The sequence below is a fragment of the Sandarakinorhabdus sp. FBCC-B8862 genome (assembly GCF_059745315.1).
This window is the reverse complement of record NZ_CM185574.1, coordinates 2,447,253-2,470,300: the sequence shown is the minus strand read 5'-3', so window position 1 is coordinate 2,470,300 and position 23,048 is coordinate 2,447,253. Positions and strand designations below refer to the sequence as shown.

The following is a 23,048-nucleotide window of genomic DNA, read 5'->3' as shown; positions in this document are numbered from 1 at the left end:
TCCTGGCTGTGACATGTGAAATTTTTACGAAGATTTGCGTGAGGGTTCCCAACGATGATGCTGGTTGCTAGCTATATCGGTGAGGCCAGTGTTGCATTCTCAGGTGCACGCGCGAGGCTTGTTCCTGACGCGGTCAACTGCCTTGAGCGCAGAATTGGCCTCGAAGGCCGCACGTCCCGACAGTGCGAGTTGTGGGTAACTCTGAAAGACGGCTCTGAGGCTATGCGTCAGATGGTCCAAATGACCGGAATGGGGGCGCAACCCGCAACCAAGCGCGCCCGAAGACAAACGGGTGCAGGGGCCTCGCCCCTGCCCGCCGGAGGCCGCTTCTTCCCCTTCCCGAAAGCCCAATGCTCACAAGAACGCCCGCAGCTCCGCCATGAACCGGTCGAACTGGTCGTGGTGGAGCCAGTGGCCGGCGTTTTCGAATGTCACCACGCGGGCGGTGCTGAAGTGTTGGATGCGGCCGTCGTCCACCGGGTTGGAGGCCCAGCTTTTTTCGCCGTACATCAGGAGGGTGGGGCAGGTGATGCGGCGCCAGAGCTCTGCGACCTGGTCGGGGGCCATGTCGTGGGCCCAGGGCAGGTGGAGGTAGTTGTCGAATTTCCAGCTGTAGCTGCCGTCTTCGTTGCGGTGGGTGCCGTGGATGGTGAGGTGGCGGGCCTGCTCTTCGGACAGGAAGCTGTTTTCCTGGTGCATGCGGGCGAAGGCGTCTTCCAGCGTGGCGTAGCGTTTGGGTTGGCGGGCAGCGGCGGCGCGTTTGGCGTCGATCCATTGGCGTTCGCGGGTGGCGAAATCGGTTTTCTGGCGCTCTGCAAGCATCTTGGGTGATGGGCCGAGGCCTTCGATGGCGACGAGTTTCTTGACGTTTTCGGGATAGAGCCCGGTGTAGCGCAGGGCGATGTTGCCGCCCATGGAGTGGGCGACGATGGTGACCGGCGCCAGTTTCAGCTGGTGGATGAGCTGGGCGAGATCATAGACATAGGCGTGGGTGTTGTAATCCCCGTCGGGTGACCAGGCGCTGTCCCCATGGCCGCGCCAATCGGGCGCGATGATGTGCCAATCGCCTTTCAGTTCGCGGGCCACCCAATCCCAGCTGCGGGCGTTATCGCGGCCGCCGTGGAGGAGCAAAAGCGGCGGGGCGGTGGGGTTGCCCCAATCGCAATAATGCAGGCGCAGGCGCTGCGAGATGAAGCTGTGGGAGGTGGGGCCCCAATCGCTGCTGTTTTCGATCATGGTGATCGCTTGGCGTTTTGGCGGCCTGCCGTCAATCAGTTGGGGTGGTGGCAGGCGGGCTGGCGGCTGGTGGCGACGTGGCTCTGGTCCCCCCGGGTGAAGACGGGATCTTCGGGCAGGATGGTGGCGATGGGGATATCGGGGGCATCGGCAAGCCGCTGGTAGAGTGGGCCGAAATCGGTCTCGAGCGTGACCTTCAGCAGTTGGTCGAAACTGTCGATGACGAAATAATTCTGCTGGAAATCATCGATGCGATAGGGGGTTTGCAGCACCCGGTCGAGCCGCCAGCCCAGCCGGTTGGGGCTGGCGCTGTCGAGAGCGAAGTGGGTTTCGCCATGGCTGGAAACGATGCCGGCGCCATAGATGGCGAGGCCATCGCGCCCGCGGATCAGGCCGAATTCCACCGTGTACCAATAGAGGCGGGACAGGCGGGCGATGGCATTATACTCCAGCGCGCGGAGGCCGCCTTGGCCATAGGCCTGCATATAATCGGCAAAGGCCGGGTGGGCGAGCAGGGGGACGTGGCCGAACACGTCGTGGAACACATCCGGCTCTTGCAGATAATCAAGCTGATCGGGCCGGCGGATGAAGTTGCCGGCCGGAAAGCGGCGGCCCGCCAGATGATCGAAGAACACCGCATCGGGCACCAGGCCGGGCACCGCCACCACCTGCCAGCCGGTGAGCGCCATCAGCTGATCATTCAAGCGGGCGAAATCCGGCACGCCGGGGCGGGTGAGATCGAGGCGCTTCAGGCCATCGAGGAATTCGGGCGCGACGCGGCCGGGCAGCAGGCGGGTTTGCCGGTCGAACAGATGATCCCAGACGCGGTGATCGGTGGGGCTGTAATGGGCCCAATCCTGCGGGATGGTCCAATCGGGCGAAGGCTGCATGGTCACCCAATCATATTAGCAGGGGTGGCCGCGCTTTGCGACCTTCAGTATCACCGCCCAAGCAAAGGGGAGAATGTGGATGTCGCTGCCAGCCGAACGCACGCCGGTGATCATTGGGGTGGGCGAGGTGCTCGACCGGCCGGCCGATCCGGCGGCGGCGCTGGAGCCGCTGGCCCTGATGGAGGCGGCGGTGCGGGCGGCGGACGCCGATGCCGGCGGCGGCTGGCTGGAGCGGATCGACAGCCTGGATCTGATCAACCTGGTGAGCTGGCGTTACGACCGGGTGGCAGCGCGGCTGGCGGAGCGGCTGGGCATCGTGCCGCCACGCGCCGTCTATGGCATCGTGGGCGGGGAGACGCCGACCACCAAGATCCACGAGGCGGCGCTGCGCATCATGAACGGCAACAGCGTGGTGGCGGTGGTGACGGGGGCGGAAGCGCAGAATGCCGTGGCCAAGGCCAAGGCGGCCGGCATCCAGCTGCCGTGGACTCCGCCGGCCAAGGTGCCGGAAAATCCGATCATCCCATCGGATCATGTCACCGAACTGGGCATGCACCACGGCATCTTCCAGCCGATCCACATCTATCCGCTGTATGAAAATGCCACGGTGGCGGCCTGGGGCCTGACCCCGGCGGCGGCGCTGGCCGAAAGCGGGGCGGCCTATGAACGGATTTCGGCGGCTGCCGCGGCCAATCCCAATGCCTGGGGCCGCAAGGCCTTTTCGGCGGCCGAGATCACCAACGCGGCGGACGACAACCGCATGATCTGCTGGCCCTATACCAAGCGGATGGTGGCCAACAACAATGTCAACGCCGGGGCAGCCGTGCTGATGACGACGCTGGCGGCCGCACGGGCGGCGGGCGTGCCTGAACATCGCATCATCCATGTGCACGGCGGGGCGAGTGCGGGCGAGCACATGGATTATCTGAAGCGCGACCAATATGTGCACAGCTGCGCGCAGGATGCCGTGCTGGGCCAGGCGATGCGGATTGCGCCGAACGGCTTTGACCGGGTGGAGCTGTACAGCTGTTTCCCGACCGTGCCCAAGATGGCGCGGCGCACGCTGGGGCTGGGCGCCGATGTGCCGTTGAGCGTGATGGGTGGGCTGTCGTTCGCGGGCGCGGGCCTGAACTGTTACATGCTGCACAGCACCTGCGCGATGGTGCACAGCCTGCGCGCGCGGCCGGCCGATCAGGCGCTGCTTTATGGCCAGGGCGGCTATGTCACCAAGCATCACGCGCTGGTGATCGGCTGCCGCCCGGCCGAGCCGGCCTGGCTGATGCTGAACCGCGATGTACAGGATGTGGTTGAGGAGATGCGGGGCGACGTGCCGCGCTTTGACGGGGCGTTCGAAGGCCCGGCGGTGGTGGAAAGCTACTCCATCGTGTTTGGCCGCGAGGGCCAGCCCAGCCACGGCAGCGTGGTGGGCCGCACGGCCGATGGCGCGCGGGTGTTCGGCAAGCTGGACCTCGCTGAGCTGGCGCCGTTCCTCAGCCCCGAGCGCAGCCCGATCGGCGATGCCGGCCGGGTGCATGTGGGGGAGGATGGCCTGCAGCAGTGGCGGGTGGCGTAGCACTCAACCGCGCTGGCTGCTGACAAAATCTCCAGCAATTTCCGTTATTTACCCCGTTGACGGCGACAATCAACCGCGAAATCATGGCGCCATCCATCAGGAGGAGGAGCCATGACCGATCTGGAACGGCAGCTGCAGGGATATAGCCTGGCGATGGTGGACATCGCCTATTGGCGGCCCGATCACCCGAAATTGCTGCAGCAGTTCAGCTGGCAGTTGTATGATCTGGCCCCGCAGTTTCCGGAGCTGAAGCGCTTTCTCGACCATTGGAAGCGCGAGGTGGAGGCGACCATCCATTCGGTGCGGGTGGCCCACCGCGGCCTGGTGGGGCCGAGCCAATGGCGCAGCGTGGACGAGATCTTGACGCTGCATTGAGGACCAAGCACGCGGCGCCGGCGGGACGGGCGCGCCCCCTCCGTCACGCTTCGCGTGCCACCTCCCCCAGGGGGGGAGGATCAAGTTGGTCGAGCGCGTGATAGAGCAGCACGCCGGCGCAGACCGCGACGTTCAGGCTGTCGGCCGTGCCCCGCATCGGCAGCTTGACCAGCGCGTCGCACTGGGCGGCATGGTCGGCGGGCAGGCCGGACTGTTCGTTGCCCATGAACAGGAAACAGGGCGCCTGATAGCGGTGCTGGCGATAATCCACCGTCCGCCCTTCCAGCGCCGCGCCCACCAGTTGCGCTGGCCCTTGGCGCAGCCACTGGAAGAACTCGCGGGCCGTGGCGCGCGCCACCTGGCGGCTGAACAGCGCGCCCATGCTGGCACGCACCGCCTCCACGCTGAACGGGTCGCAGCTGTTGTCGAGCAGGATCACCCCGCCCGCCCCGGTCGCGTCGCAGGTGCGCAGCATGGTGCCGAAATTGCCGGGATCCTTCAGATTTTCGGCCACCAGCCACAGCTTCGCCGTGCTGCGATCGATCCGGTCGAGATCGGTCGACGGGATTTCATAGGCGGCGGCCACCCCGGCGGCATTGTCCTTGCCCGTCAGCCGCTGCATCAGATCGGGGGTGACGCGCAGCGACGTGCGCCGCGCTTCCGACGTGGCGCGGATCAGCGCGATGGTGAGCGGATGCTGTTCGGCTTCGGCCGTGAACACCAATGTGTTGGGCACATGGCCGGCGGCCAGCGCTTCGGTGCAGACGCGCAGCCCTTCGGCAAGGAACAGGCCTTGCGCGCGCCGGCCCTTCTTCTCGGCCAGCGCCTTCAGGCTTTTCAGCACCGGGTTGGCCGTCGAGGTGACATCAGTGATGCGGATCATGCGCGCCGCCTATCACAGCGCGACGATATTGTAATTGTGCCAGAGGAAGATGGACAGCGCGCCGCGGTGCGGGCGCATCGGTTCGGCAAGGGCGCGGGCGCGCTTCTCGGTCGGCCGCGCCTCTTCACCCAGCAGCCGGCCCAGCTGCACCTGCAGGGCCAGATCGCCGGCCGGGAAGATATCGGCGCGGCCTTCGGCGAACAGCAGATAAATCTCGGCCGACCAGCGGCCGATGCCCTTGATGGAGGAGAGGAGCGCAATCGCCTCCTCATCATCGGCCGGCAGCGCGGAAAAATCGATCCGGCCCGATGCCACCGCTTCAGCCAGCGCATGGACATAGCTGGCCTTCTGCCCTGACAGGCCGGCCGAGCGCAGCACATCGAACGGGGTGGCAGCCACGGCGGCGAGATCATCCATATTGCCGCCGCAGGCCGCCTCCAGCCGGTTCCAGATGCTGGCGGCGGCCTTGGTGCTGACCTGCTGGGCGACGATCGCCCGCATCATCGTGCCGGCGCCGCGGGGGCGCAGCCGCGGTTCGGGATAGCCATGGGCGGCAAGTGCGGCGGCAATCGGCGGGTGCGCGCCGGCCAGCACGTCAAGGCAGGATTGAAGCTGTGCCGCGGAAAGTCCCATGACAAAGAGCCTAGCCGGGGCGGCCGGGCGTGACCAGCGGCGGTGACGAAGAGGACCGAAAACCGCCACTCCGTGATTGCCCGGAATTGCCGCGACAGCGCGGGCGCGGCATGGCGCGCGGCCGATGACCAAGCCGCCAACCCCCGCCCAGATGGCCAGTGCCGCCGCCGAACATGGTCTAGCCACCCTGGTGCGCTGGGACCGCGCGCCGGCCACCGCCCTGGGGCTTGACCGGCTGCCCTTGGCCCGGGCGCTAGCCATCCTTTCGGAACGGCCGCATCTGCTGCGCTGGCCGCCGGGCGCTGATGACGCCCTCCCAAAAATCGCCGCCTGACCCGTCTGGACTTGGGCCCGCCGGCCGTGCCAGACTGCGCATGTTGGGTGGGGTTCACGAAGGTTTGCAACAGGTTGGCAACAGGCATGGCGGGCATCACCATCTGGCACAATCCCAATTGCGGCACGTCCCGCAACGCGCTCGGCCTGTTGCGGGAGCGCGGGCACGACGTGACGGTGGTGGAATATCTGAAAACCCCGCCCGACGCGGAAACATTGGCCAAGGTTGCCGCGGCCGTGGGCGGGGTGCAGGCCCTGCTGCGCACGCGCGGCACCACGGCGGAGGAACGCGGCCTGCCGGCCGCCGATGACGCCACGGTGCTGGCCGCCATGCTGGCCGATCCCATATTGATCAACCGCCCGGTGGTGATCGGCCCCGGCGGCATCGTGCTGGCCCGGCCGGCCGAACGCGCGTTGGAGGTGGCATGAGCATCCGGCCCGCTCGCATGGAAGACGCCGCCGCGCTGGCGGCCATCTATGCCCCGGCCGTGCTGCGCGGCACCGCCAGTTTCGAGCTGGACCCACCGTCGGCCGCCGAAATGGCGCAGCGCCTGATGCGGGTGAAATCGCACGGCTGGCCCTGGCTGGTGCACGTGACGATGGGCCAGATCGATGGCTATGCCTATTGCGCCCAGTTCCGCGACCGCGCCGCCTATCGTTATTGCGGCGAAACCAGCGTCTATGTCGCCCCCGATGCCCAGCGCACCGGCATCGGCCAGGCCCTGTTGATGGCGCTGGCCAGCGAGGCGCGCGCCGCCGGCTTCCGCGAGCTGATCGCGGTGATCGGCGATTCGGCCAATGAATCCTCCATCGGCCTGCACAGCGCCTGCGGCTTCCGCCCGGCCGGCGTGCTGCAGGGCATTGGCGAGAAGTTCGGCCGCCGGCTCGACATCGTGATGATGCAGAAAAGCCTTGCGTGATGGTGCAGCGCAGCCTCAGGTTCGATTGCCGTTGGATTGATCCGCTCATGCCGAGCTTGTCGAGGCACCGACCGCACTACCAGCGTGCCTCGACAAGCTCGGCATGAGCGGGCTTGGGATTCCACCAGAACGCAATCGAGTCTAATTGAACACCGTGCGCAGGGGCTTCCGGGCGCGCAGCATGCGGCCGATCAGGCCAAAGCCCAGCAGCAGCATGATCCACGCCCCGGGTTCTGGCACCAGGCCGCTGCTCCGCGACTGGATCGCCGTATCGTGCACCCGCCATTCCCGGCTGTCGTGCCGGCTGCCGACCATGCCGGCGATATCGGGCACGATGGCAGAATAGAGCCGCGACGGCAGCACGGATTCGAGCGGCGCGCCGATGCCGCGCAGATCGACATTCAGATTGTTGCTGAAGACATTGTTGCTGCCGTTCGGCACCTGCAGCCTGGTCTGCCATTGCGCGTCGGGCAGGGTGACGATGACATTGTCAACAAACACACTGTCGGTGCAGCCGAAACAGGCGATGCCCTGCGGCCGGCTGACCGCCACATAATTGCCGGCAAAGGTGAAGCGGGTGCCGCTGAACCCGGCCGGATCGAAGGAGGCAAAGCCCTGCTGGTTGCCGATCACGCTGTTGTTGAGCACGAAAATGTCGGACTGCACCGGCTTGTCGACCCGGCTGATGAACTGGATGCAATCGGGGTGCACGCCGGGCTGGATGGTGAAGCCGCTGCAGCTGTTGCCCGACAGGATGATGCGATGGCTGTCCACCACCTTCACCCCGTCAGACCCGCCGGTGGTGAACTGGTTGCGGGTGACCAGGCTGTCGGGGGAACTGATCAGGGTCATGCCATCCAGCCAGCCATCAAATTGGGTGTCGCGCACCGTGGCAAAGCTGCTGTTGATGATCCTGAGCCCGGTGCCGGCACTGCCGCCAACGCCAAGAAAGCGCGATTCGGCAAAACTCACATGGCTGCCGCCATCCAGGTTGACGGCAAAGCGGTTGATCGTGCCCTGCCCGGCCGCCCCCACCGTCAGCCCGGTGAAGGTGACATTGTGGATGTTGCGCAGGTTCATCCCCTGCACCAGCACCGCGCGGCTGCCATCGATGGTGACGCCACCGAAATCCCGGTTCTGGATGGCAAGGCGGGTGGTGAAATTGCCTTCCAGCCGCAACGTGTCACCGGGGCGCAGCTGGGCCAGCGCGCTGTTGACGGTGGTGGGCGTCATCACCACCGTTGCCGCCGCCAGCGGGGTGGCCGCCATCGCCAGCGCCGGCACCAGCATCCGCAGCCATTTCACACCCATGAGCCCGTCTCCAACCCTGGCTGGCGCTGCCAGCTTCATCCGGGTTGGGTAACGACAGGTCCGAAACGGACTTTGCCCGTTCCGGGCCATTCACCTCCATTATGGAGGCATCCTGCTGGCTTGCACGGCGGCCGGCCGGGGTTCAAAAGGCCGCATCATGACGGCAACCGCGCTTTTCCCCACCATGCTCTGGCAGGCCGAACTGGCCGATGCGGCGCTGCTCGCCGATCTGGCCGCAAGCTGCCGCGCGCTCGCCGCCGATGACCGCGCCGGTGTGGCCTGGAGCCGGGCGCATGCCTATCGCGGCTACACCAGCTATGCCTCGCTGAATGATCTGCCGCGCCGCGATCCGGCCATGGGCGACCTGGCCCGCTGGCTCACCCGGCAGGCCGCCCAGTTCGCCAAGGCCGCCCACCTGGATTTTGCCGGCAAAAAGCCCCGGCTGGACAGCCTGTGGGTGAATATCCTCAAGCCCGGCGGCGGCCACAGCGGCCATATCCATCCGCACAGCAGCATTTCGGGCACGCTCTATGTGGAGGTGCCGCCCGGCGCCGGCGCGATCCGTTTCGAGGATCCGCGCCTGCCGATGCTGATGCACAGCCCGCCGCGCACGCCCGACGCGCCGGAGGCCATGCGCAACTTCGTGCACATCACCCCCCGCCCCGGCCTGCTGCTGCTGTGGGAAAGCTGGTTGCGCCACGAGGTGATGCCCAACGGCGCCAAGGCCGACCGCATCTCGATCAGCTTCAATTTTGCCTGATTGCGTTGGTCAGGCGGAAACCGCCTGCCGGCGGCGCAGCGCCGCACCCGCCATGGCAAAGCCGCTGACCAGCATCAGCCAGCTGGCCGGTTCGGGCACCGCTGACAGCGCAAATGTTTCCACCACCAGGCCACCACGGGCCTGATTGGTCAGCACATTATTCTGGTCAAAGGTCCAAAGCTGGAACAGGCCGCCACCCCCGGCTTCGGCTTGCCGTTGGGCGAAACTGGTGGTGAACGAGCCCGCAAGCGGCTGGGTGGTGAAGGCGCTCATGTACAGGCTGTGTTGGAAGGACTGGGTGGCCGTGTAGCGATAACCATCGGAATTCAGGGCCAGAACTCCGGGGAGCAATATTGGCGCAAATGTGGTCGCTCCGATATTGGCCAAGCTGCCAGCATGCGGGGAAAAATCGCGCGTCACGCCCTGCAGGGTGAAGCTGGCGCGCAAGACCGGGTTCTGGAATGTGGGTGGTATGGATGGTCCGCCTTGCACCGTGTCGGATAGCCCGGGCACGGTTGTGCGGTTGCCGCGCAGTGGGTTGAAGATGAAGCTGGCGGTCCAGCTCATGCCGGTCAAATCGGTCATCGGCGCGCCGAATTCGCCAGTCACGTCGACTCCGAAATCGAGGTGGCCAGTGAACGTGGCGCGGCGTGTCTGCGCGGGCGGTGGCACATAAGCCGCCGCAATGGCCGGCCATCCGGCGAGCACCAGCATCACTGCAATGTGCGTGAGTCTCATCGTCATCAGAGTCTCCTCCCCAATTGTCGCCATGAACGCATGGGGCGAGATTGCAGTCAATATTATCTTATTATTTGATTCATTTTACATTTGCGGCAGACTGCATCTCGATCGGCTGCAACTTCGCTTGATTGCGGGCATCACATATTGGCCAGGGTTGGCGCATCCTCCGGCCGGCGGCGGGCGACCACCAGATTGTCGATCGCCATCGCCACCAGATCATCGGCCAGCACCGGCGGCATTGCACCGTGGAAGCGGGCGGCGGCGACGATCTGATCGATGATGAAGCGTGGCTGATAGGCGGCCAGTTCCAGCCCGTGCCCGTCGACCAGCTGGCGCTCGATGGCGGCGGCCATCGCCTCGTCGGCCGCGATGCCGCTGGCCTGTGCCACCGCGATGAAGATGCGACGCCACACCGCCGGCGATGGCGCACCGATCTCCAGCTTGTAGGGGATGCGGCGCAGGAAGGCCGGGTCCATCAGATCGGCGGGCGCCAGGTTGGTTGAAAAGATCACCACCGTCTGGAACGGCACGCGGAAGCTCTTGCCGGTGGCCAGCTTCAGATAATCCACCCGGTTTTCGAGCGGCACGATCCAGCGGTTCAAGAGCGCGGTGGGCGACACCATCTGGCGGCCGAAATCGTCGATCAAGAGGCAGCCGCCCGCCGCCTTCATGTGCAGCGGTGCCACATAGAAATTGCCGCCGGCCTCGTGGCGCAAATCGAGCATCTCCATGGTCAGTTCGCCGCCGGTCACGATGAACGGCCGCCGGCACGGCACGAAGCGGCCATCGGCCTCATCCCGGTGCAGGGAGGCGAACAGGCGCGGCCGCCCTGCCGCCCCATCGCCAACACTGTGGTGCACATCGGGATCATAGACCGTCATCACCTGGCCTTCGACCAGCACGGCATGCGGGATATAGATGATCTGGCGGAACAGATTGTTCAGCCGCTGGGCCACCGATGTCTTGCCGTTGCCGGGCGGGCCATACATCAACACGGCGCGCCCGGCCGTCACCGCCGGGCCGAGCTTGTTGACCAGCGCGTCGCTGACCTCCAGCCCGGCAAAGGCCTTGGTCATCGCCGGCACGTCGATGATCTCGTTGGTCACCTTCTGGCGTTCCAGCCAGTGGCAATAAAGCTCCAGCGGCACCGGCGCCGGCCCGGTGTAGGCGGATCGCGCCATCGCCTCGCGCGCACGGGCCCTGCCGCCTTCCGTCAGTTCATAACGCATCATCAGCGCGCCGCCGCTGCTGCCCAGCGCCGCCACCAGTTGGCCGCGCACCGCCGCCTCCATCAGATCGGTGATCAGCCGGGGCGACAGCTGCATGACGCCGGCGAGATCGGCCGCGGTCTCTGCCGGGCCGATGAACAGGAATTTCAGCATCAGATCGATCAGGAAGGTTTCCGGCAGGCCGGTTTCCTCCAGCGTTGCCGGCTCGATCGGGATCGCATCGCAGAAGCGCGCCAGCTCCACCTCGCTGATCGCCCCCACCGCGACCAGGTTGGGCCCGATGCGGCCGCCCTCCTCGTGCTGCCGGTCGATGGCGCGGGCAATGTCCGCCTCGCTCACCAGGCCGGCCGCCACCAGCAACTCGCCAATCCGCATGACGCCCACTCCCCACAGCACTGCGCGTGCCGCCCTAGGCGCATAAACGTAAAGAAATGGAAAAGACGCCGAAGAATAGCGCGGATTGTGCGAGACTATTCCACGCGCTTGGCTTTTTCCTCTTCCTCCCGTTCGCGGTGGAAGATGTGCGTTGCCATCATCGCGCCCAGCATGGGGGCGACCAGGTTGAGCACGGGCACGGCGAACAGGCCGGCGGTGAGGATGCCGATGCCCCAACTGTCCCACTTGTGCTGGCCCGGCCAGGCGCGCGATTCGCCCAGTGCCACATGGCGGGCAGCGACGGCTTCGAGATATTCGCGGCCCAGGGCCCAGCCGTTGGCAATGATGAACAGGATCAGCGGCCCGATGCCGGTGAACAGCAGCACGAGATAGGCGGGCAGCAGCAGAGCATTGATGAGGGCGACACGGATGGCGGCGCGGCCACCCATGGCCATTTCGACGCCGAAGCCGAGCGCGTGGCCCCTGGCGTGCGGGTAGTAGCGTTGTTCGACGGCGACGATGATTTCATCCTGCCACATCGCCATCACGGCGGTGGCAATGCTGGTGAAGCCGAGCCAGGTGAGCAGCATCGAAAGCAGGAATGCGGCCGCATCGCCGGCGCCGGCGGCCCAGAAATCCCGGAGCCAGGCCGGCCAGCCAGCAGTTTCAATCATGCCAATGCCCGTGAACACACCCCAGGCCAGGCCGGCGAACAGCAGCAGCGTGACCAGCAGCGCGCGCAGCAGCACCCGGCGGATGGGGGCATCCCACAATTGCGCGAAGGCGAGGATGAAGGCGGCGGCCATGGCGCATGTGGTAAGGGGTGGGCAGGGCCGGGGCAAGGCGCTATGGGCCAAGCCGACAGCTTCAGGAGCCTGCATGACCGCCAACCGCCGTTTCGACATCTTGGCCATGGGCAATGCCATTGTGGACGTGATCAGCAGCGAGCAGCCGGAATTCCTCTCCAGCCGCGGCATCCAGCATGGCTGCATGCGCCTGATCGCGGCGGACGAGGCGGAGGCGCTTTATGCCGCCATGGGCCCGGGGCGCGAGATCAGCGGCGGCTCGGCGGCCAATTCGGTGGTGGGGGCCCGCATGCTGGGTGCGCGCACCGGCTTTGTGGGCCGGGTGGCGGCGGACCAGCTGGGGCAGGTGTTCACCCATGATATCCGCGCCGCCGGGGTGCATTTCGCCACTGCGCCGGCGACGACTGGCAACCCCACCGGCCGCTGCCTGATCGTGGTGACGCCGGATGGCGAACGCACGATGAACACCTATCTTGGCGCCTGCCAGGAGCTGGATGCGGCCGATCTCGATGCCGAATTGGTGGCGGCATCGGGTATCCTCTATCTTGAGGGCTATCTGTGGGATCCAGCCGCCCCGCGCGCCGCGATGCAGGCGGCGATCAGGGTGGCGCGGGAGGCCGGCAACAAGGTGGCCTTCACGCTTTCCGACGTGTTCTGCGTGGAAGGGCATCGCGGCGATTTCCGCGATCTGCTCAGCAGCCATGTCGATCTGGCCTTTGGCAACGAGAATGAGGTGAAGGCGCTATATCAGACCGACGACATCGATGCCGCCATGGCCGAACTGGCCAAGCATGCCTGCATCACCGTGGTGACGCGCAGCGAGAAAGGCGCGGTGGTGATCGGCGGCGGCCAGCATTGGGAAGTGCCCGGCGAGCATGTGGCAAAGGTGGTGGACACCACCGGGGCGGGCGATCTGTTTGCCGGCGGCTTCATGGCCGGGTTGGTGCAGGGCCGGCCGCTGCCTGATTGCGCGCGGATGGGCTGCATTGCGGCGGCGGAGGTGATTTCGCACTTTGGCGCGCGGCCGGAGGCGGATTTGCAGGCGCTGGTGGCGAGCAAGTTGGGCTGAGGGTCATCCAGCCAGTCTCACGCCGCTCATGCCGAGCTTGTCGAGGCATAGACCGGAGACTGTGGCGCGTGCCTCGACAGGCTCGGCATGAGCGGGTTTGGGGCTTTCGGCACAAAGAAAAAGGGCGGTCCGCCGGGGCCGCCCTTTTCGTTTGCGCAGGTCAGGACGCGTTACGCGTCCTTTCCACCCGGCGTGTGGATGCCCGGCAGCGGCGGCACGCCCTGGGGCGGCACATCGGCGCTCAGCTCGCCCACTTCGGTCACGCCGCGCGCCACGTTCGAGCGGCTGCGGCCATAGACGAAGTAGAAGACGAGGCCGATGGCGGCCCAGCCGAAGAACACCATCTGCGCCTCGATCGACAGGAAGGCGAACAGCAGCAGGCAGCCCAGCGCGGCCATCGGCGCCACCACCCACACGGCCGGCGTGCGGAACACGCGGCGGCGCGACGGATCGGTGCGGCGCAACGTCATGATCGCCAGCGAGACGAAGAAGAAGGCGCACAACGTGCCGCCGTTCGACACCGATGCCAGCTGGCCAACCGGGAAGAAGGCAGCCGACAGGGCAACGCCCAGGCCGGTGATGATCGTCACCACGTGCGGGGTCTTGTATTTCGGGTGCACCTTCGACAGGGCGGCCGGCAGCAGGCCATCGCGGCTCATCACGAAGAACACGCGGGTTTGCGCGAACATCATCATCAGGACGACCGACGGCAGCGCAAAGCCGGCGGCGAGGCCAAGCACGTTGCCGATGCCGGGGTGGCCGATGGCGCGCAGCACATGGGCCAGCGCTTCCTTGGAGCAGACCACCGGCATGGTGGCTTCGGCGAAATTCTTGCACTGTTCGGCCAGCTCCATGCTGCCCGGCGCCAGCGCTTCACCGGCCGGGCCAAACACCGGCTGGGCGCCATAGGCACCGATCACGCCGGCACCCACCAGCATGTAGAAGCAGGTGCAGATCACCAGGCTGCCCATCAGGCCGATGGGGATGTTGCGCTGCGGATCCTTGGTTTCCTCGGCCGCGGTCGAAACCGCGTCAAAGCCGACGAAGGCAAAGAAGATGATCGACGCAGCCGAGATCGAGCCGGTGAGGCCAAGCGGCAGGAAGGGTTCGAACTTGTCCGCCTGCGCCATCGGCACCGCCAGCGCCACGAAGGCGGCCAGCGCCGACACCTTGATCACCACCAGCACGGCGTTGACCGTGGCGCTTTCCTTGGTGCCCAGCACCAGGAGCCAGGTGACGGCGAGCGCGATCACCACGGCAGGCAGGTTGATGATGCCACCGGCATAGGGCCCGTTGACCAGCTCCACCGGCAGCTCAATGCCGGCAAAATTCTGCAGCACGCCAACAATATAGCCGGACCAGCCGACCGCGACGGCGGAGGCCGCGACGGCATATTCCAGCACCAGCGCCCAGCCGACGATCCAGGCCAGGATCTCGCCAAAGGTGGCATAGCTGTAGGTGTAGGCACTGCCCGACACCGGCACCATGGCGGCCAGTTCGGCGTAGCAGAGCGCCGCCAGGCCGCAGACAAGGGCCGAGAGCACAAAGCTGATCAGCATGCCGGGGCCGGCCAGCTGTGCGGCTTCGGCGGTGAGCACGAAGATGCCGGTGCCGATGATGCCGCCAATGCCCAGCATGGTCAGCTGGAAGGCGCCCAACGAGCGGGCCAGCGATTTTTTCTCAGCGGTCGCCAGAATCGAATCCAGCGACTTGACGCGCCATTTGTTCAAATGAAGTCCCCTTGGGTACGGTCTTGTTGCGTCCAGTCTTGCATCAGCGGCCGCCAAAGATGTCCCCTCCATGGGGCCGCCACGGTCATGTCACCGTCATGGCCGCTTTCCTTCGCCGTGGTCAAGGTGCCTTTCTGCCCCCCTCTTCGCGCTGGTCGCGAATTTTGTGATTTGGATCACAAAAACAACTGGCCGTGCAACATCGCACAGGCTATCCTGCGGCGATGCACAGCCTGTCGCCTGCCGAATCCGCTGCCCTGGCCCGTCTTGATGGCCAGCGCGGCGCGCTGTTGGCGGAAATCGAGGGGTGGGCGGCGATCAACAGCGGCAGCCGCAATCTGGCCGGGCTGGCGCGCATGGCCGATGTGCTGGCCATGGCCTTTGCCCCGCTGGGCGGCAGCGTGGAGCGGGTGCCGGCCGCGCCGGCCAGCCAGATGGGCCATGATGGCCGTGAGGCGCCGCTGGCCCATGGCGACAATCTGCACATCATCAAGCGGCCGGAAGCGCCGATCCGGGTGTTGCTGACCGGGCATATGGACACGGTGTTCGCGGCCGATCATCCCTTCCAGGCCTGCCGCTGGCTGGATGCCGATACGCTCAATGGCCCCGGTGTTGCCGACATGAAGGGCGGCATCGCGGTGATGAAGGCGGCGCTGGCCTGCCTGGAGGCCAGCCCCTTTGCCGATGCGATCGGCTGGGAAGTGGTGCTGAACAGCGATGAAGAGGTGTCCTCGCCCGGCTCGGCGCCGCTGCTCGATGCCGCCGCCCGCCGCTGCCACCTGGGGCTGACGTTCGAGCCGGCGCTGCCCGATGGCACGCTGGCCGGCGGGCGCACCGGTTCGGGGAATTTCTCCGCCGCCGTCCATGGCCGCGCTGCCCATGCCGGGCGCAATCCGCGCGATGGCCGCAATGCGCTGCTGGCCGCAGCCGATCTGGCGCTGCGGCTGGCAGAGCTGGCCGGGGATGATCTGTCGGTCAATCCGGCGAAGATCGATGGCGGCGGGCCCAACAACATCGTTCCCGACCTGGCGGTGCTGCGCTGGAACATGCGGCCACGCAACGCGATGGCGCAGGCGCGCGCCGAAGCCGGCATCAATGCCGCCGTGGCCGCCGTGGCCACCGCGCACGATGTGCATATCCATGTTCACGGTCGCTTTGCCCGGCCGCCCAAGCCGATGGACGCGCACCAGCAGCGGCTGTTCGATCTGGTGCAGGGCTGCGGCGCGGCGCTGGGCCTCGCCATCAGCTGGCGCGACACGGGCGGCGTGTGTGATGGCAACAACATCGCTGCCACCGGCCTCAGCGTGGTCGACACGCTGGGCCCGCGCGGCGGCGCCATCCATAGCGCCGACGAATTCCTCTGCGCCGATTCGCTGGAGGAGCGGGCCAAACTCGCCGCGCTGGTGCTGATGCGCGTGGCCCAACATGGATGGGTGCGATGAGCGTTTCCGAAGATCTGTGGCGGGTGCGCGCTGCCCGCGCCGATGATCTGCCCGCCATCCTGGCGCTGGCCCGGTTGACCGGCGGCGGCTTCACCAATCTGCCGCCCGACGAAGCCGCGCTGGGCCGGCGGCTTGACTGGTCGCTGGCCAGTTTTGGCCGCGAGCAGGATGTACCGCACAACGAGCTGTATCTGCTGGTGCTGGAACAAGTGGCCACCGGCCGCATCGCCGGCACCGCCATGCTGTTCAGCCGGGTGGGCAGCGAATGGCCGTTCTACAGCTACAAGATTGGTACGCTGAAACAGACCAGCCGCGAGCTGGGGCGGAATTTTTCCATCCAGTTCCTGTCCTTGACCAGCGATTATGACGGTGCGTCGGAAGTGGGCGGGCTGTTCCTGCATCCCGATTGCCGCAGCGGCGGCCTGGGCCGGTTGCTGGCGCGGGCGCGTTATCTGTTCATCGCCCGGCACCGCGCCCGTTTTGGCCGGCGGGTGATCGCCGAGCTGCGCGGCGTGATGGACGAGGCCGGCAATTCGCCCTTCTGGGATGCGCTGGGCCGGCAATTCTTTGGGCTGAGCTTTCCGGAGGCCGACGAGTTCAACGCCGTCAACGGCAACCAGTTCATCGCCGATCTGATGCCCAAGCATCCGATCTACACCGCGCTGCTGCCCGAAGCGGCACGCGCCGCCATCGGCCAGCCGCATGTGAAGGGCCGCGCCGCGCTGGCCATGCTGGAGGCCGAAGGCTTTCGTTTCGACAATTATGTGGACATTTTCGATGGCGGCCCAACGGTTTGCGCCGACATTGATGCCCTGAAGGGCGTGCGCGAGGCGCAGGAGACGGTGCTGACTGGCCTGGCCGACAGCGCCGGCGAGGATGCCGCCCCCCGCCTGATCGCCAGCGGCCAGCTGGCCGAATTCCAGGCCTTTGTGGCGCCGCTGAACCTGGAAGGCGACCGGCTGCCCGCCAGCATCGCCGCACCGCTTGGCCTTTCGGTTGGCACGAGGATCACCCATGCCCCCTGTTGAACTGATTTCGACCAATCCCTGCACTGGGGAGGCGATCTGGCGCGGGCCTGTGGGCGGTGTTGCAGAGGCCTTGGCAGGGGCCCGGGCGGCAGCGCCGGGCTGGGCGGCGACGCCGCTGGCGGACCGCATCGCCATCTGCCGCGCCTTCAAGGCGGCGGTGGAAACGGTGGCCGAGGAATTCGCGCGCCTGATTGCCGAAGAAACCGGCAAGCCCTTGTGGGAAACCCGCACCGAGGTGGCCAGCGTGGCGGCCAAGGTGGAGATTTCGATCGCGGCCCAGGCGGAGCGGGCCGGCGAGAAGGCCGGGGCGGCCGGCGGCGTCAAGCAGATGCTGCGCCACAAGCCACACGGGGTGCTGGCGGTGCTGGGGCCCTATAATTTCCCGGCGCATCTGCCAAATGGCCATATCGTGCCGGCGCTGCTGGCCGGCAATGTCATATTGTTCAAGCCATCCGAACAGACGCCGGCGGTCGGGGATTTCATGGCCCGGCTGTGGGCCCAGGCCGGACTGCCGGCAGGCGTGCTGAATGTCGTGCATGGTGGCGGCGATGTCGGTCGTGATCTGGCCGGGGCGGATGTTGATGGCCTGTTGTTCACCGGCTCGGCGCATGTTGGCGCCGCGCTGGCCCGCCAGTTTGCCGACACGCCGCACCGCATCCTGGCGCTGGAGATGGGCGGCAACAATCCGCTGGTGGCGTGGGATTTGGGGAGGGACGTGGCCGACATCGACGCGGCCGCCGCCACCGTGGTGCAATCGGCCTTTTTGTCGGCCGGGCAGCGCTGCACCAACGCGCGGCGGCTGATCCTGAAGGCCAGCGATGACCGGCTGGTCGAGGCCGTTCTGGCGCTCACTGATCGCCTGATCGTGGGCGGCCCGTTCGATGATCCGCAGCCCTTCATGGGCCCGGTGATTTCCAATGCCGCGGCCGACGGGCTCGAGCGTGGCTGGGCGCAGTTGCAGGCCGCCGGCGGCCGGGTGCTGCGCCCGCTGCTGCGCGCCCGGCCCGACCGGCCGTTCCTGACGCCGGCGGTGATCGACATGACCGGCTGTGCAGCCAGCGACGACGAGCTGTTTGGGCCGGTGCTGCAGATCATCCGGGTGGCCGATTGGGATGCGGCGATCGCGGCCGCCAATGCCACGCGCTTTGGCCTCGCCGCCGGGCTGATCGGCGGCGACCAGGCCCTGTTTGACCGCTTCTGGGCGCACAGCCGCGCCGGCATCGTCAACTGGAACCGGCCGACCAACGGCGCCTCCTCGGCCGCGCCGTTCGGCGGCATCGGCGCCAGCGGCAACCACCGGCCATCGGCCTATTATGCCGCCGATTATTGCGCCTTTCCGGTGGCAACGCTGGCCACCGACACGCTGACCGCCAGCATCACGACGGGGCTGCGCCCATGATCCAGGAAATCAACTTCGACGGCCTGATCGGGCCCAGCCACAATTATGCGGCGCTGTCGCTGGGCAACCTGGCCAGCGCCAGGCATGGCGGCGCCACCAGCCGCCCGCGCGCGGCGGCCCTGCAGGGCATCGCCAAGATGCGCTTTGTCATGGGCCTCGGGCTGACCCAGGGCTTTCTGCTGCCGTTGGACCGGCCCAATGTCGGCTTCCTGCGCCAGATGGGCTTTGCTGGCAGCGACGACCAGGTGATCGCCCGCGCCGCCGCCGAGGATCCGCGCCTGTTTGCGACTGCCGCCTCGGCCAGCAGCATGTGGACGGCCAATGCCGCCACCGTCTCGCCCGCCCCCGACACGGCGGATGGCCGCTGCCACATCAGCGCCGCCAACCTGTCGCGCATGGCCCACCGCAGCATCGAGCATCCCGACACCCACGCGCAATTGGCCATCGCCTTTGCCGATCCGGCCTTCGCCGTGCATGCCGCCCTGCCGGCGGCCTTTGGTGATGAAGGCGCCGCCAATTTCATGCGCCTGTGCAGCCGCCACGATGCGCCCGGCCTCGAAATCTTCGTCTATGGCGAGGAAGGCGGCCGCTTCCCCGCCCGACAGAATCGCCGCGCCTCCGAAGCCATCGCGCGCCGCCACGGCGTTTCAAACGCCCTGTTCGTGGCGCAAAGCCAGACCGCCATCGATGCCGGCGCTTTCCACAATGATGTGGTCGCCGTCGCCAACGGCAACGTGCTGTTCGCCCATGAACAGGCCTTTGCCGATGCCGCCGGGCTGAAGGCCGATCTGGCGCGGCTGATGCCTGAGGCCCTCTATGTCGAGGTGCCGGCCAGCGCCGTGAGCCTTGAGGATGCCATCCGCTCCTATCTGTTCAACAGCCAGCTGCTCACCCTGCCCGATGGCAGCATGGCGCTGGTGCTGCCGAAGGAGGCGGAGGAGACCGTGTCGGTGAAGGCCTGGCTCGACGCGCTGGTTGCCGGGAACGGCCCCATCAGGGCGGCGCATTTCGTTGATGTGCGCGAATCGATGCAGAATGGCGGCGGACCGGCCTGCCTGCGGCTGCGCGTGGTGGCCGATCCGGCGCGGGTCGATGCGCGCTTCCTGCTGGATGACGCGAAGGCGGACCGGTTGGAGCGGCTGGTGGAGCGCTGGTGGCCGGAAGCCATCGGGCCGGGCGACATGACCAACCCGGATTTGTGGCGCGATGTGCAGGCGGCGCGGGCGGCGCTGTTGACGGAGGTGGGGCTGAGCCTCTGAGGGGGCAGCCCCCTCCGCCTCGCTGCGCTCGGGACCTCCCCCAGAGGGGGAGGATGACGCCGGTCCTCCCCCTCTGGGGGAGGTGGCGCCGAAGGCGACGGAGGGGGCGACGCTCGTCGTTACCGGAACGGCGGCTCGTCAAACGCCCGCAGCTTGCGGCTGTGCAGCGCCGGGCCCTCATCGCGCAGGATCATCATCGCCTCGATGCCGACCTGCAGATGCTCCGAAATCGCGCCTTCATAGAAACGGTTGGCCTGGCCGGGCAGCTTGATCTCGCCGTGCAGCGGCTTGTCCGAAACGCACAGGAAGGTGCCATAGGGCACGCGGAAGCGATAACCCTGGGCGGCGATGGTGGCCGATTCCATGTCAATGGCGACAGCGCGGCTCTGGTTGAAGCGCAGCGACGATTGCGAATAGCGCAGTTCCCAGTTGCGATCGTCCGTTGTCACCACCGTGCCGGTGCGCAGGCGCGGCTTCAGCGCGTCGCCGGTCATGCCGGTCACCTTTTCGGTGGCCAGTTGCAGCGCCTTCTGCACTTCCGACAGCGCCGGGATCGGAATTTCTGCCGGCAGCACATCATCCAGCACATGATCATCGCGCAAATAGGCGTGGGCCAGCACATAATCGCCAATGGCCTGGGATGGGCGCAGGCCACCGCAATGGCCGATCATCAGCCAGGCTTCCGGGCGCAGCACGGCGAGGTGATCACAGATCGTCTTGGCATTGGCCGGGCCCACGCCGATGTTCACCAGCGTGATGCCGGTGCGGTTTGGCCCGATCAGGTGCCAGGCCGGCATCTGGTTCTTGCGCCAGGCAAAATCGCCGGCGGCCTGTTCGGCGTCGGGATTTTCGGCGGTGATGTCCAGCCCGCCGGGGCAGGCCAGCCGGTCATAACCATGCCCCAGCTGCCGGCAGGCCCAGCGCACGAATTCATCGACATAGCGGTGATAGTTGGTGAGCAGGATATAATGCTGGAAATCCTCCGGCGCGGTGCCGGTGTAATGCTTGAGCCGGGCCAGCGAAAAATCGGTGCGCGGGCCATCGAACAGCGCCAGCGGCCGGGCCTCCACGCGGGTTTCGTCCCACAGGCCGTCCACCAGCTCGTCGCCGATCTGCTGCAGTTCGGTCGTCGGGAAATAGCGCGCCAGCTCGGCCGCCGCCACACCGTCCAGCTTCAGATCGGCCGCGCCGTCGAGCACATAGGGGTAGGGAATTTCCACCTCTGACCGGCCAACGCTGACGATCACGTCATAATCGGCCATCAGCAGGCCCAGCTGCTCCTCCAGATAGGCGCGGAACATCGCCGGGCGGGTGATGGTGGTGGCATAGCTGCCGGGGCGGTTCAGCCGGGCAAAGGCGCGGATCGGCCGCAGCGCCCGGCGCTCACCGGAAAATTCCAGCCTGAGTTCGGGGTAGGCCCAGTCGCCACGCACGCGTTGGCTGCCATCAGGCGCGATACCGTTGTCGATATAGTCCTTGAGGGCGGCGCGCAGCGCGGCGATGGACTGGCTGTGAATGTCGATCAGCTGATCGACGATGGTCGATGGTGCAAGATTCATCTTGAGCCTGTTGCACGATTTGCACGCCGCTTTCCAGCCCCCTATGACAGCGCCATGAGCCAGTTTGACCTGACCGACGACCAGAAAGCCATCCAGGAGGTGGCGCGGCGCTTCACGGCCGAAGCCATCACCCCCCACGCCGCGCGCTGGGATGAGGAGCATCATTATCCCAAAGACGTGGTGCAGGCCGCCGCCGCCCTGGGCTTCGGCGCCATCTATGTGAGCGAGGCCAGCGGCGGCATCGGGCTGGGCCGGCTGGAAGCGGCGCTGATCATGGAGGCGATGGCGCACGGCTGCCCCTCCACATCGGCCTTCATCTCCATCCACAACATGGCGGCCTGGATGATCGACTGTTTCGGCAGCGATGCGGTCAAGGCGAAATATCTGCCCGGCCTGGTCAGCATGGACCAGATCGCCAGTTACTGCCTGACCGAGCCCGGTTCGGGATCGGACGCCGCCGCGCTGAAGACCCGCGCCGTCCGCGATGGCGATCATTATGTGGTGACGGGTTCCAAGGCGTTCATTTCCGGCGGCGGCGTGAATGATGTCTATGTCACCATGGTGCGCACCGGCGGCGATGGGCCCAAGGGCATTTCCTGCCTGGTGATCGAAAAGGACATGCCGGGCGTGTCGTTCGGCGCGCAGGAGCGCAAGATGGGCTGGCGCTCCCAGCCCACCGCCCAGGTGAATTTCGATGGCGTGCGCGTGCCGGCCGAAAATCTGGTTGGCGCCGAAGGCCAGGGCTTTGCCATCGCCATGTCGGGGCTGGACGGCGGCCGGCTCAACATCGGCGCCTGCTCACTGGGCGGGGCCCAGCGCGCGCTCGACGAGGCCATCGCCTACACCCGCCAGCGCCAGCAGTTCGGCAAGGCGATTGCCGATTTCCAGGCCACCCAGTTCAAGCTGGCGGACATGGCGACCGAACTCGCCGCGGCACGCGTGCTGCTCTATCAGGCCGCCGCCAAGGTGACGGCCGGCAGCCCTGACAAGACGATGTTTGCCGCCATGGCCAAGCGTTTTGCCACCGATGCCGGCATGGCCATCGTCGATCGCGGGCTGCAGCTGTTCGGCGGCTATGGCTATCTGCAGGATTTCCCGATGGAGAAATTGTTCCGCGATCTGCGCGTGCACCAGATTTTGGAAGGCACCAACGAAATCATGCGGGTGATCACGGCACGGGAACTGATGCGTTTTTGCAATTGATAGTTGATTTTAACCAAAACTTGGTTGCGCCGTCAGCCAAATCCTGATTGTCTGCCGCTCTCATCGGTGTTGGGGGTGCGTATGAAGTGGATTATGCCGGTCGCCGTAATGGTTAATTTTGTGTTGGCATCGCCAGCTTTGGCCGCCTTCACCCTTGCCAACAACAATGGCGGCGATGGCTATGTGGTTGTCGACCCGTTCGATGATCGCATCTTCACCCTGTTTGGTGCCAACAACGTCGCCGATCTCAACGGCCTAGACAATCTGACCACCTATGGCACCCAGGCGACATCG

At 66.5% G+C, this 23,048-nt stretch carries 22 protein-coding genes; 12 read left to right on the top strand and 10 right to left on the bottom strand.

Features of this window, described 5'->3' with window-relative positions; translation table 11 throughout:
* Positions 1-354: 354 nt before the first annotated feature.
* Positions 355-1,236: an alpha/beta fold hydrolase gene (locus AC6BOR_RS11955; protein WP_498058627.1), complete on the bottom strand. Its 882-nt coding sequence runs from the start codon at positions 1,234-1,236 to the stop codon at positions 355-357.
* 35 nt (positions 1,237-1,271) lie between these two features.
* Positions 1,272-2,126 (bottom strand): phenylalanine 4-monooxygenase, encoded by an 855-nt coding sequence (phhA, locus tag AC6BOR_RS11950; protein WP_498060659.1) that lies wholly within the window; start codon positions 2,124-2,126, stop codon positions 1,272-1,274.
* 79 nt (positions 2,127-2,205) lie between these two features.
* On the opposite strand from phhA, the gene AC6BOR_RS11945 reads away from it, so the two are divergent.
* On the top strand, positions 2,206-3,699 hold the full coding sequence (locus AC6BOR_RS11945; RefSeq protein WP_498058626.1) for an acetyl-CoA acetyltransferase: 1,494 nt from the start codon (positions 2,206-2,208) through the stop codon (positions 3,697-3,699).
* A gap of 111 nt (positions 3,700-3,810) precedes the next feature.
* Complete coding sequence (locus AC6BOR_RS11940; protein ID WP_094472359.1) at positions 3,811-4,074, top strand: protein usg; 264 nt, start codon at positions 3,811-3,813, stop codon at positions 4,072-4,074.
* Between the two features lie 43 nt (positions 4,075-4,117).
* Here AC6BOR_RS11940 and AC6BOR_RS11935 read toward each other — a convergent pair whose 3' ends face one another.
* The gene (locus AC6BOR_RS11935) at positions 4,118-4,957 is read right to left on the bottom strand and encodes a TrmH family RNA methyltransferase (protein ID WP_498058625.1); all 840 of its coding nucleotides are present in this window, start codon (positions 4,955-4,957) and stop codon (positions 4,118-4,120) included.
* 12 nt (positions 4,958-4,969) lie between these two features.
* Positions 4,970-5,590 (bottom strand): DNA-3-methyladenine glycosylase family protein, encoded by a 621-nt coding sequence (locus AC6BOR_RS11930; RefSeq protein ID WP_498058624.1) that lies wholly within the window; start codon positions 5,588-5,590, stop codon positions 4,970-4,972.
* 124 nt (positions 5,591-5,714) lie between these two features.
* Between AC6BOR_RS11930 and AC6BOR_RS11925 the strand changes: the two genes are divergently transcribed.
* The 3 genes from AC6BOR_RS11925 (at position 5,715) to AC6BOR_RS11915 (ending at position 6,843) form a co-directional block, all read left to right on the top strand.
* Positions 5,715-5,924 carry a hypothetical protein gene (locus AC6BOR_RS11925; RefSeq protein WP_498058623.1) on the top strand — a complete coding sequence of 70 codons (210 nt, stop codon included), beginning with the start codon at positions 5,715-5,717 and terminating at the stop codon, positions 5,922-5,924.
* Positions 5,925-6,010: 86 nt separating this feature from the next.
* Positions 6,011-6,352 carry an arsenate reductase family protein gene (locus AC6BOR_RS11920; protein ID WP_498058622.1) on the top strand — a complete coding sequence of 114 codons (342 nt, stop codon included), beginning with the start codon at positions 6,011-6,013 and terminating at the stop codon, positions 6,350-6,352.
* Positions 6,349-6,843, top strand: a complete 495-nt coding sequence (locus AC6BOR_RS11915; protein WP_498058621.1) for a GNAT family N-acetyltransferase — start codon at positions 6,349-6,351, stop codon at positions 6,841-6,843. Before AC6BOR_RS11920 ends, AC6BOR_RS11915 begins: the two co-directional genes overlap by 4 nt.
* Positions 6,844-6,984: 141 nt before the next feature.
* On the opposite strand, the gene AC6BOR_RS11910 is transcribed toward AC6BOR_RS11915, so the two are convergent.
* Positions 6,985-8,154: a right-handed parallel beta-helix repeat-containing protein gene (locus AC6BOR_RS11910; RefSeq protein WP_498058620.1), complete on the bottom strand. Its 1,170-nt coding sequence runs from the start codon at positions 8,152-8,154 to the stop codon at positions 6,985-6,987.
* 157 nt (positions 8,155-8,311) lie between these two features.
* Here AC6BOR_RS11910 and AC6BOR_RS11905 point away from each other — a divergent pair, with 157 nt between their 5' ends.
* The gene (locus AC6BOR_RS11905; protein ID WP_498058619.1) at positions 8,312-8,914 is read left to right on the top strand and encodes a TIGR02466 family protein; all 603 of its coding nucleotides are present in this window, start codon (positions 8,312-8,314) and stop codon (positions 8,912-8,914) included.
* Between the two features lie 9 nt (positions 8,915-8,923).
* Here AC6BOR_RS11905 and AC6BOR_RS11900 read toward each other — a convergent pair whose 3' ends face one another.
* The 3 genes from AC6BOR_RS11900 to AC6BOR_RS11890 form a co-directional block, all read right to left on the bottom strand.
* Positions 8,924-9,658, bottom strand: a complete 735-nt coding sequence (locus AC6BOR_RS11900; RefSeq protein ID WP_498058618.1) for a PEPxxWA-CTERM sorting domain-containing protein — start codon at positions 9,656-9,658, stop codon at positions 8,924-8,926.
* A gap of 134 nt (positions 9,659-9,792) precedes the next feature.
* The gene (locus tag AC6BOR_RS11895; RefSeq protein ID WP_498058617.1) at positions 9,793-11,259 is read right to left on the bottom strand and encodes a DUF8689 domain-containing protein; all 1,467 of its coding nucleotides are present in this window, start codon (positions 11,257-11,259) and stop codon (positions 9,793-9,795) included.
* Between the two features lie 95 nt (positions 11,260-11,354).
* Complete coding sequence (locus AC6BOR_RS11890) at positions 11,355-12,065, bottom strand: EI24 domain-containing protein (RefSeq protein WP_498058616.1); 711 nt, start codon at positions 12,063-12,065, stop codon at positions 11,355-11,357.
* A 73-nt stretch (positions 12,066-12,138) separates the two neighbouring features.
* Between AC6BOR_RS11890 and AC6BOR_RS11885 the strand changes: the two genes are divergently transcribed.
* Positions 12,139-13,134, top strand: a complete 996-nt coding sequence (locus AC6BOR_RS11885) for an adenosine kinase (RefSeq protein ID WP_498058615.1) — start codon at positions 12,139-12,141, stop codon at positions 13,132-13,134.
* A 170-nt stretch (positions 13,135-13,304) separates the two neighbouring features.
* Here AC6BOR_RS11885 and AC6BOR_RS11880 read toward each other — a convergent pair whose 3' ends face one another.
* Positions 13,305-14,864 carry an amino acid permease gene (locus AC6BOR_RS11880; RefSeq protein ID WP_498058614.1) on the bottom strand — a complete coding sequence of 520 codons (1,560 nt, stop codon included), beginning with the start codon at positions 14,862-14,864 and terminating at the stop codon, positions 13,305-13,307.
* Positions 14,865-15,088: 224 nt separating this feature from the next.
* Between AC6BOR_RS11880 and AC6BOR_RS11875 the strand changes: the two genes are divergently transcribed.
* The 4 genes from AC6BOR_RS11875 to AC6BOR_RS11860 are packed head-to-tail and all read left to right on the top strand — an operon-like array spanning position 15,089 to position 19,992.
* The gene (locus tag AC6BOR_RS11875) at positions 15,089-16,306 is read left to right on the top strand and encodes a hydrolase (RefSeq protein ID WP_498060658.1); all 1,218 of its coding nucleotides are present in this window, start codon (positions 15,089-15,091) and stop codon (positions 16,304-16,306) included.
* Positions 16,303-17,334: an arginine N-succinyltransferase gene (locus tag AC6BOR_RS11870; RefSeq protein ID WP_498058613.1), complete on the top strand. Its 1,032-nt coding sequence runs from the start codon at positions 16,303-16,305 to the stop codon at positions 17,332-17,334. Before AC6BOR_RS11875 ends, AC6BOR_RS11870 begins: the two co-directional genes overlap by 4 nt.
* Entirely contained in the window at positions 17,321-18,733 is a 1,413-nt protein-coding gene (astD, locus tag AC6BOR_RS11865; RefSeq protein ID WP_498058612.1) for a succinylglutamate-semialdehyde dehydrogenase, read from the top strand. Before AC6BOR_RS11870 ends, astD begins: the two co-directional genes overlap by 14 nt.
* Positions 18,730-19,992 (top strand): N-succinylarginine dihydrolase, encoded by a 1,263-nt coding sequence (locus AC6BOR_RS11860; RefSeq protein ID WP_498058611.1) that lies wholly within the window; start codon positions 18,730-18,732, stop codon positions 19,990-19,992. Before astD ends, AC6BOR_RS11860 begins: the two co-directional genes overlap by 4 nt.
* Positions 19,993-20,111: 119 nt before the next feature.
* Here the strand turns inward: AC6BOR_RS11860 and AC6BOR_RS11855 are convergent, their stop codons facing one another.
* Positions 20,112-21,551: an AMP nucleosidase gene (locus AC6BOR_RS11855; protein ID WP_094473186.1), complete on the bottom strand. Its 1,440-nt coding sequence runs from the start codon at positions 21,549-21,551 to the stop codon at positions 20,112-20,114.
* Between the two features lie 54 nt (positions 21,552-21,605).
* On the opposite strand from AC6BOR_RS11855, the gene AC6BOR_RS11850 reads away from it, so the two are divergent.
* A complete protein-coding gene (locus tag AC6BOR_RS11850) occupies positions 21,606-22,754 on the top strand; it encodes an acyl-CoA dehydrogenase family protein (RefSeq protein ID WP_498058610.1) in 1,149 nt (382 codons plus the stop codon).
* The last annotated feature ends 294 nt before the right edge of the window (positions 22,755-23,048 follow it).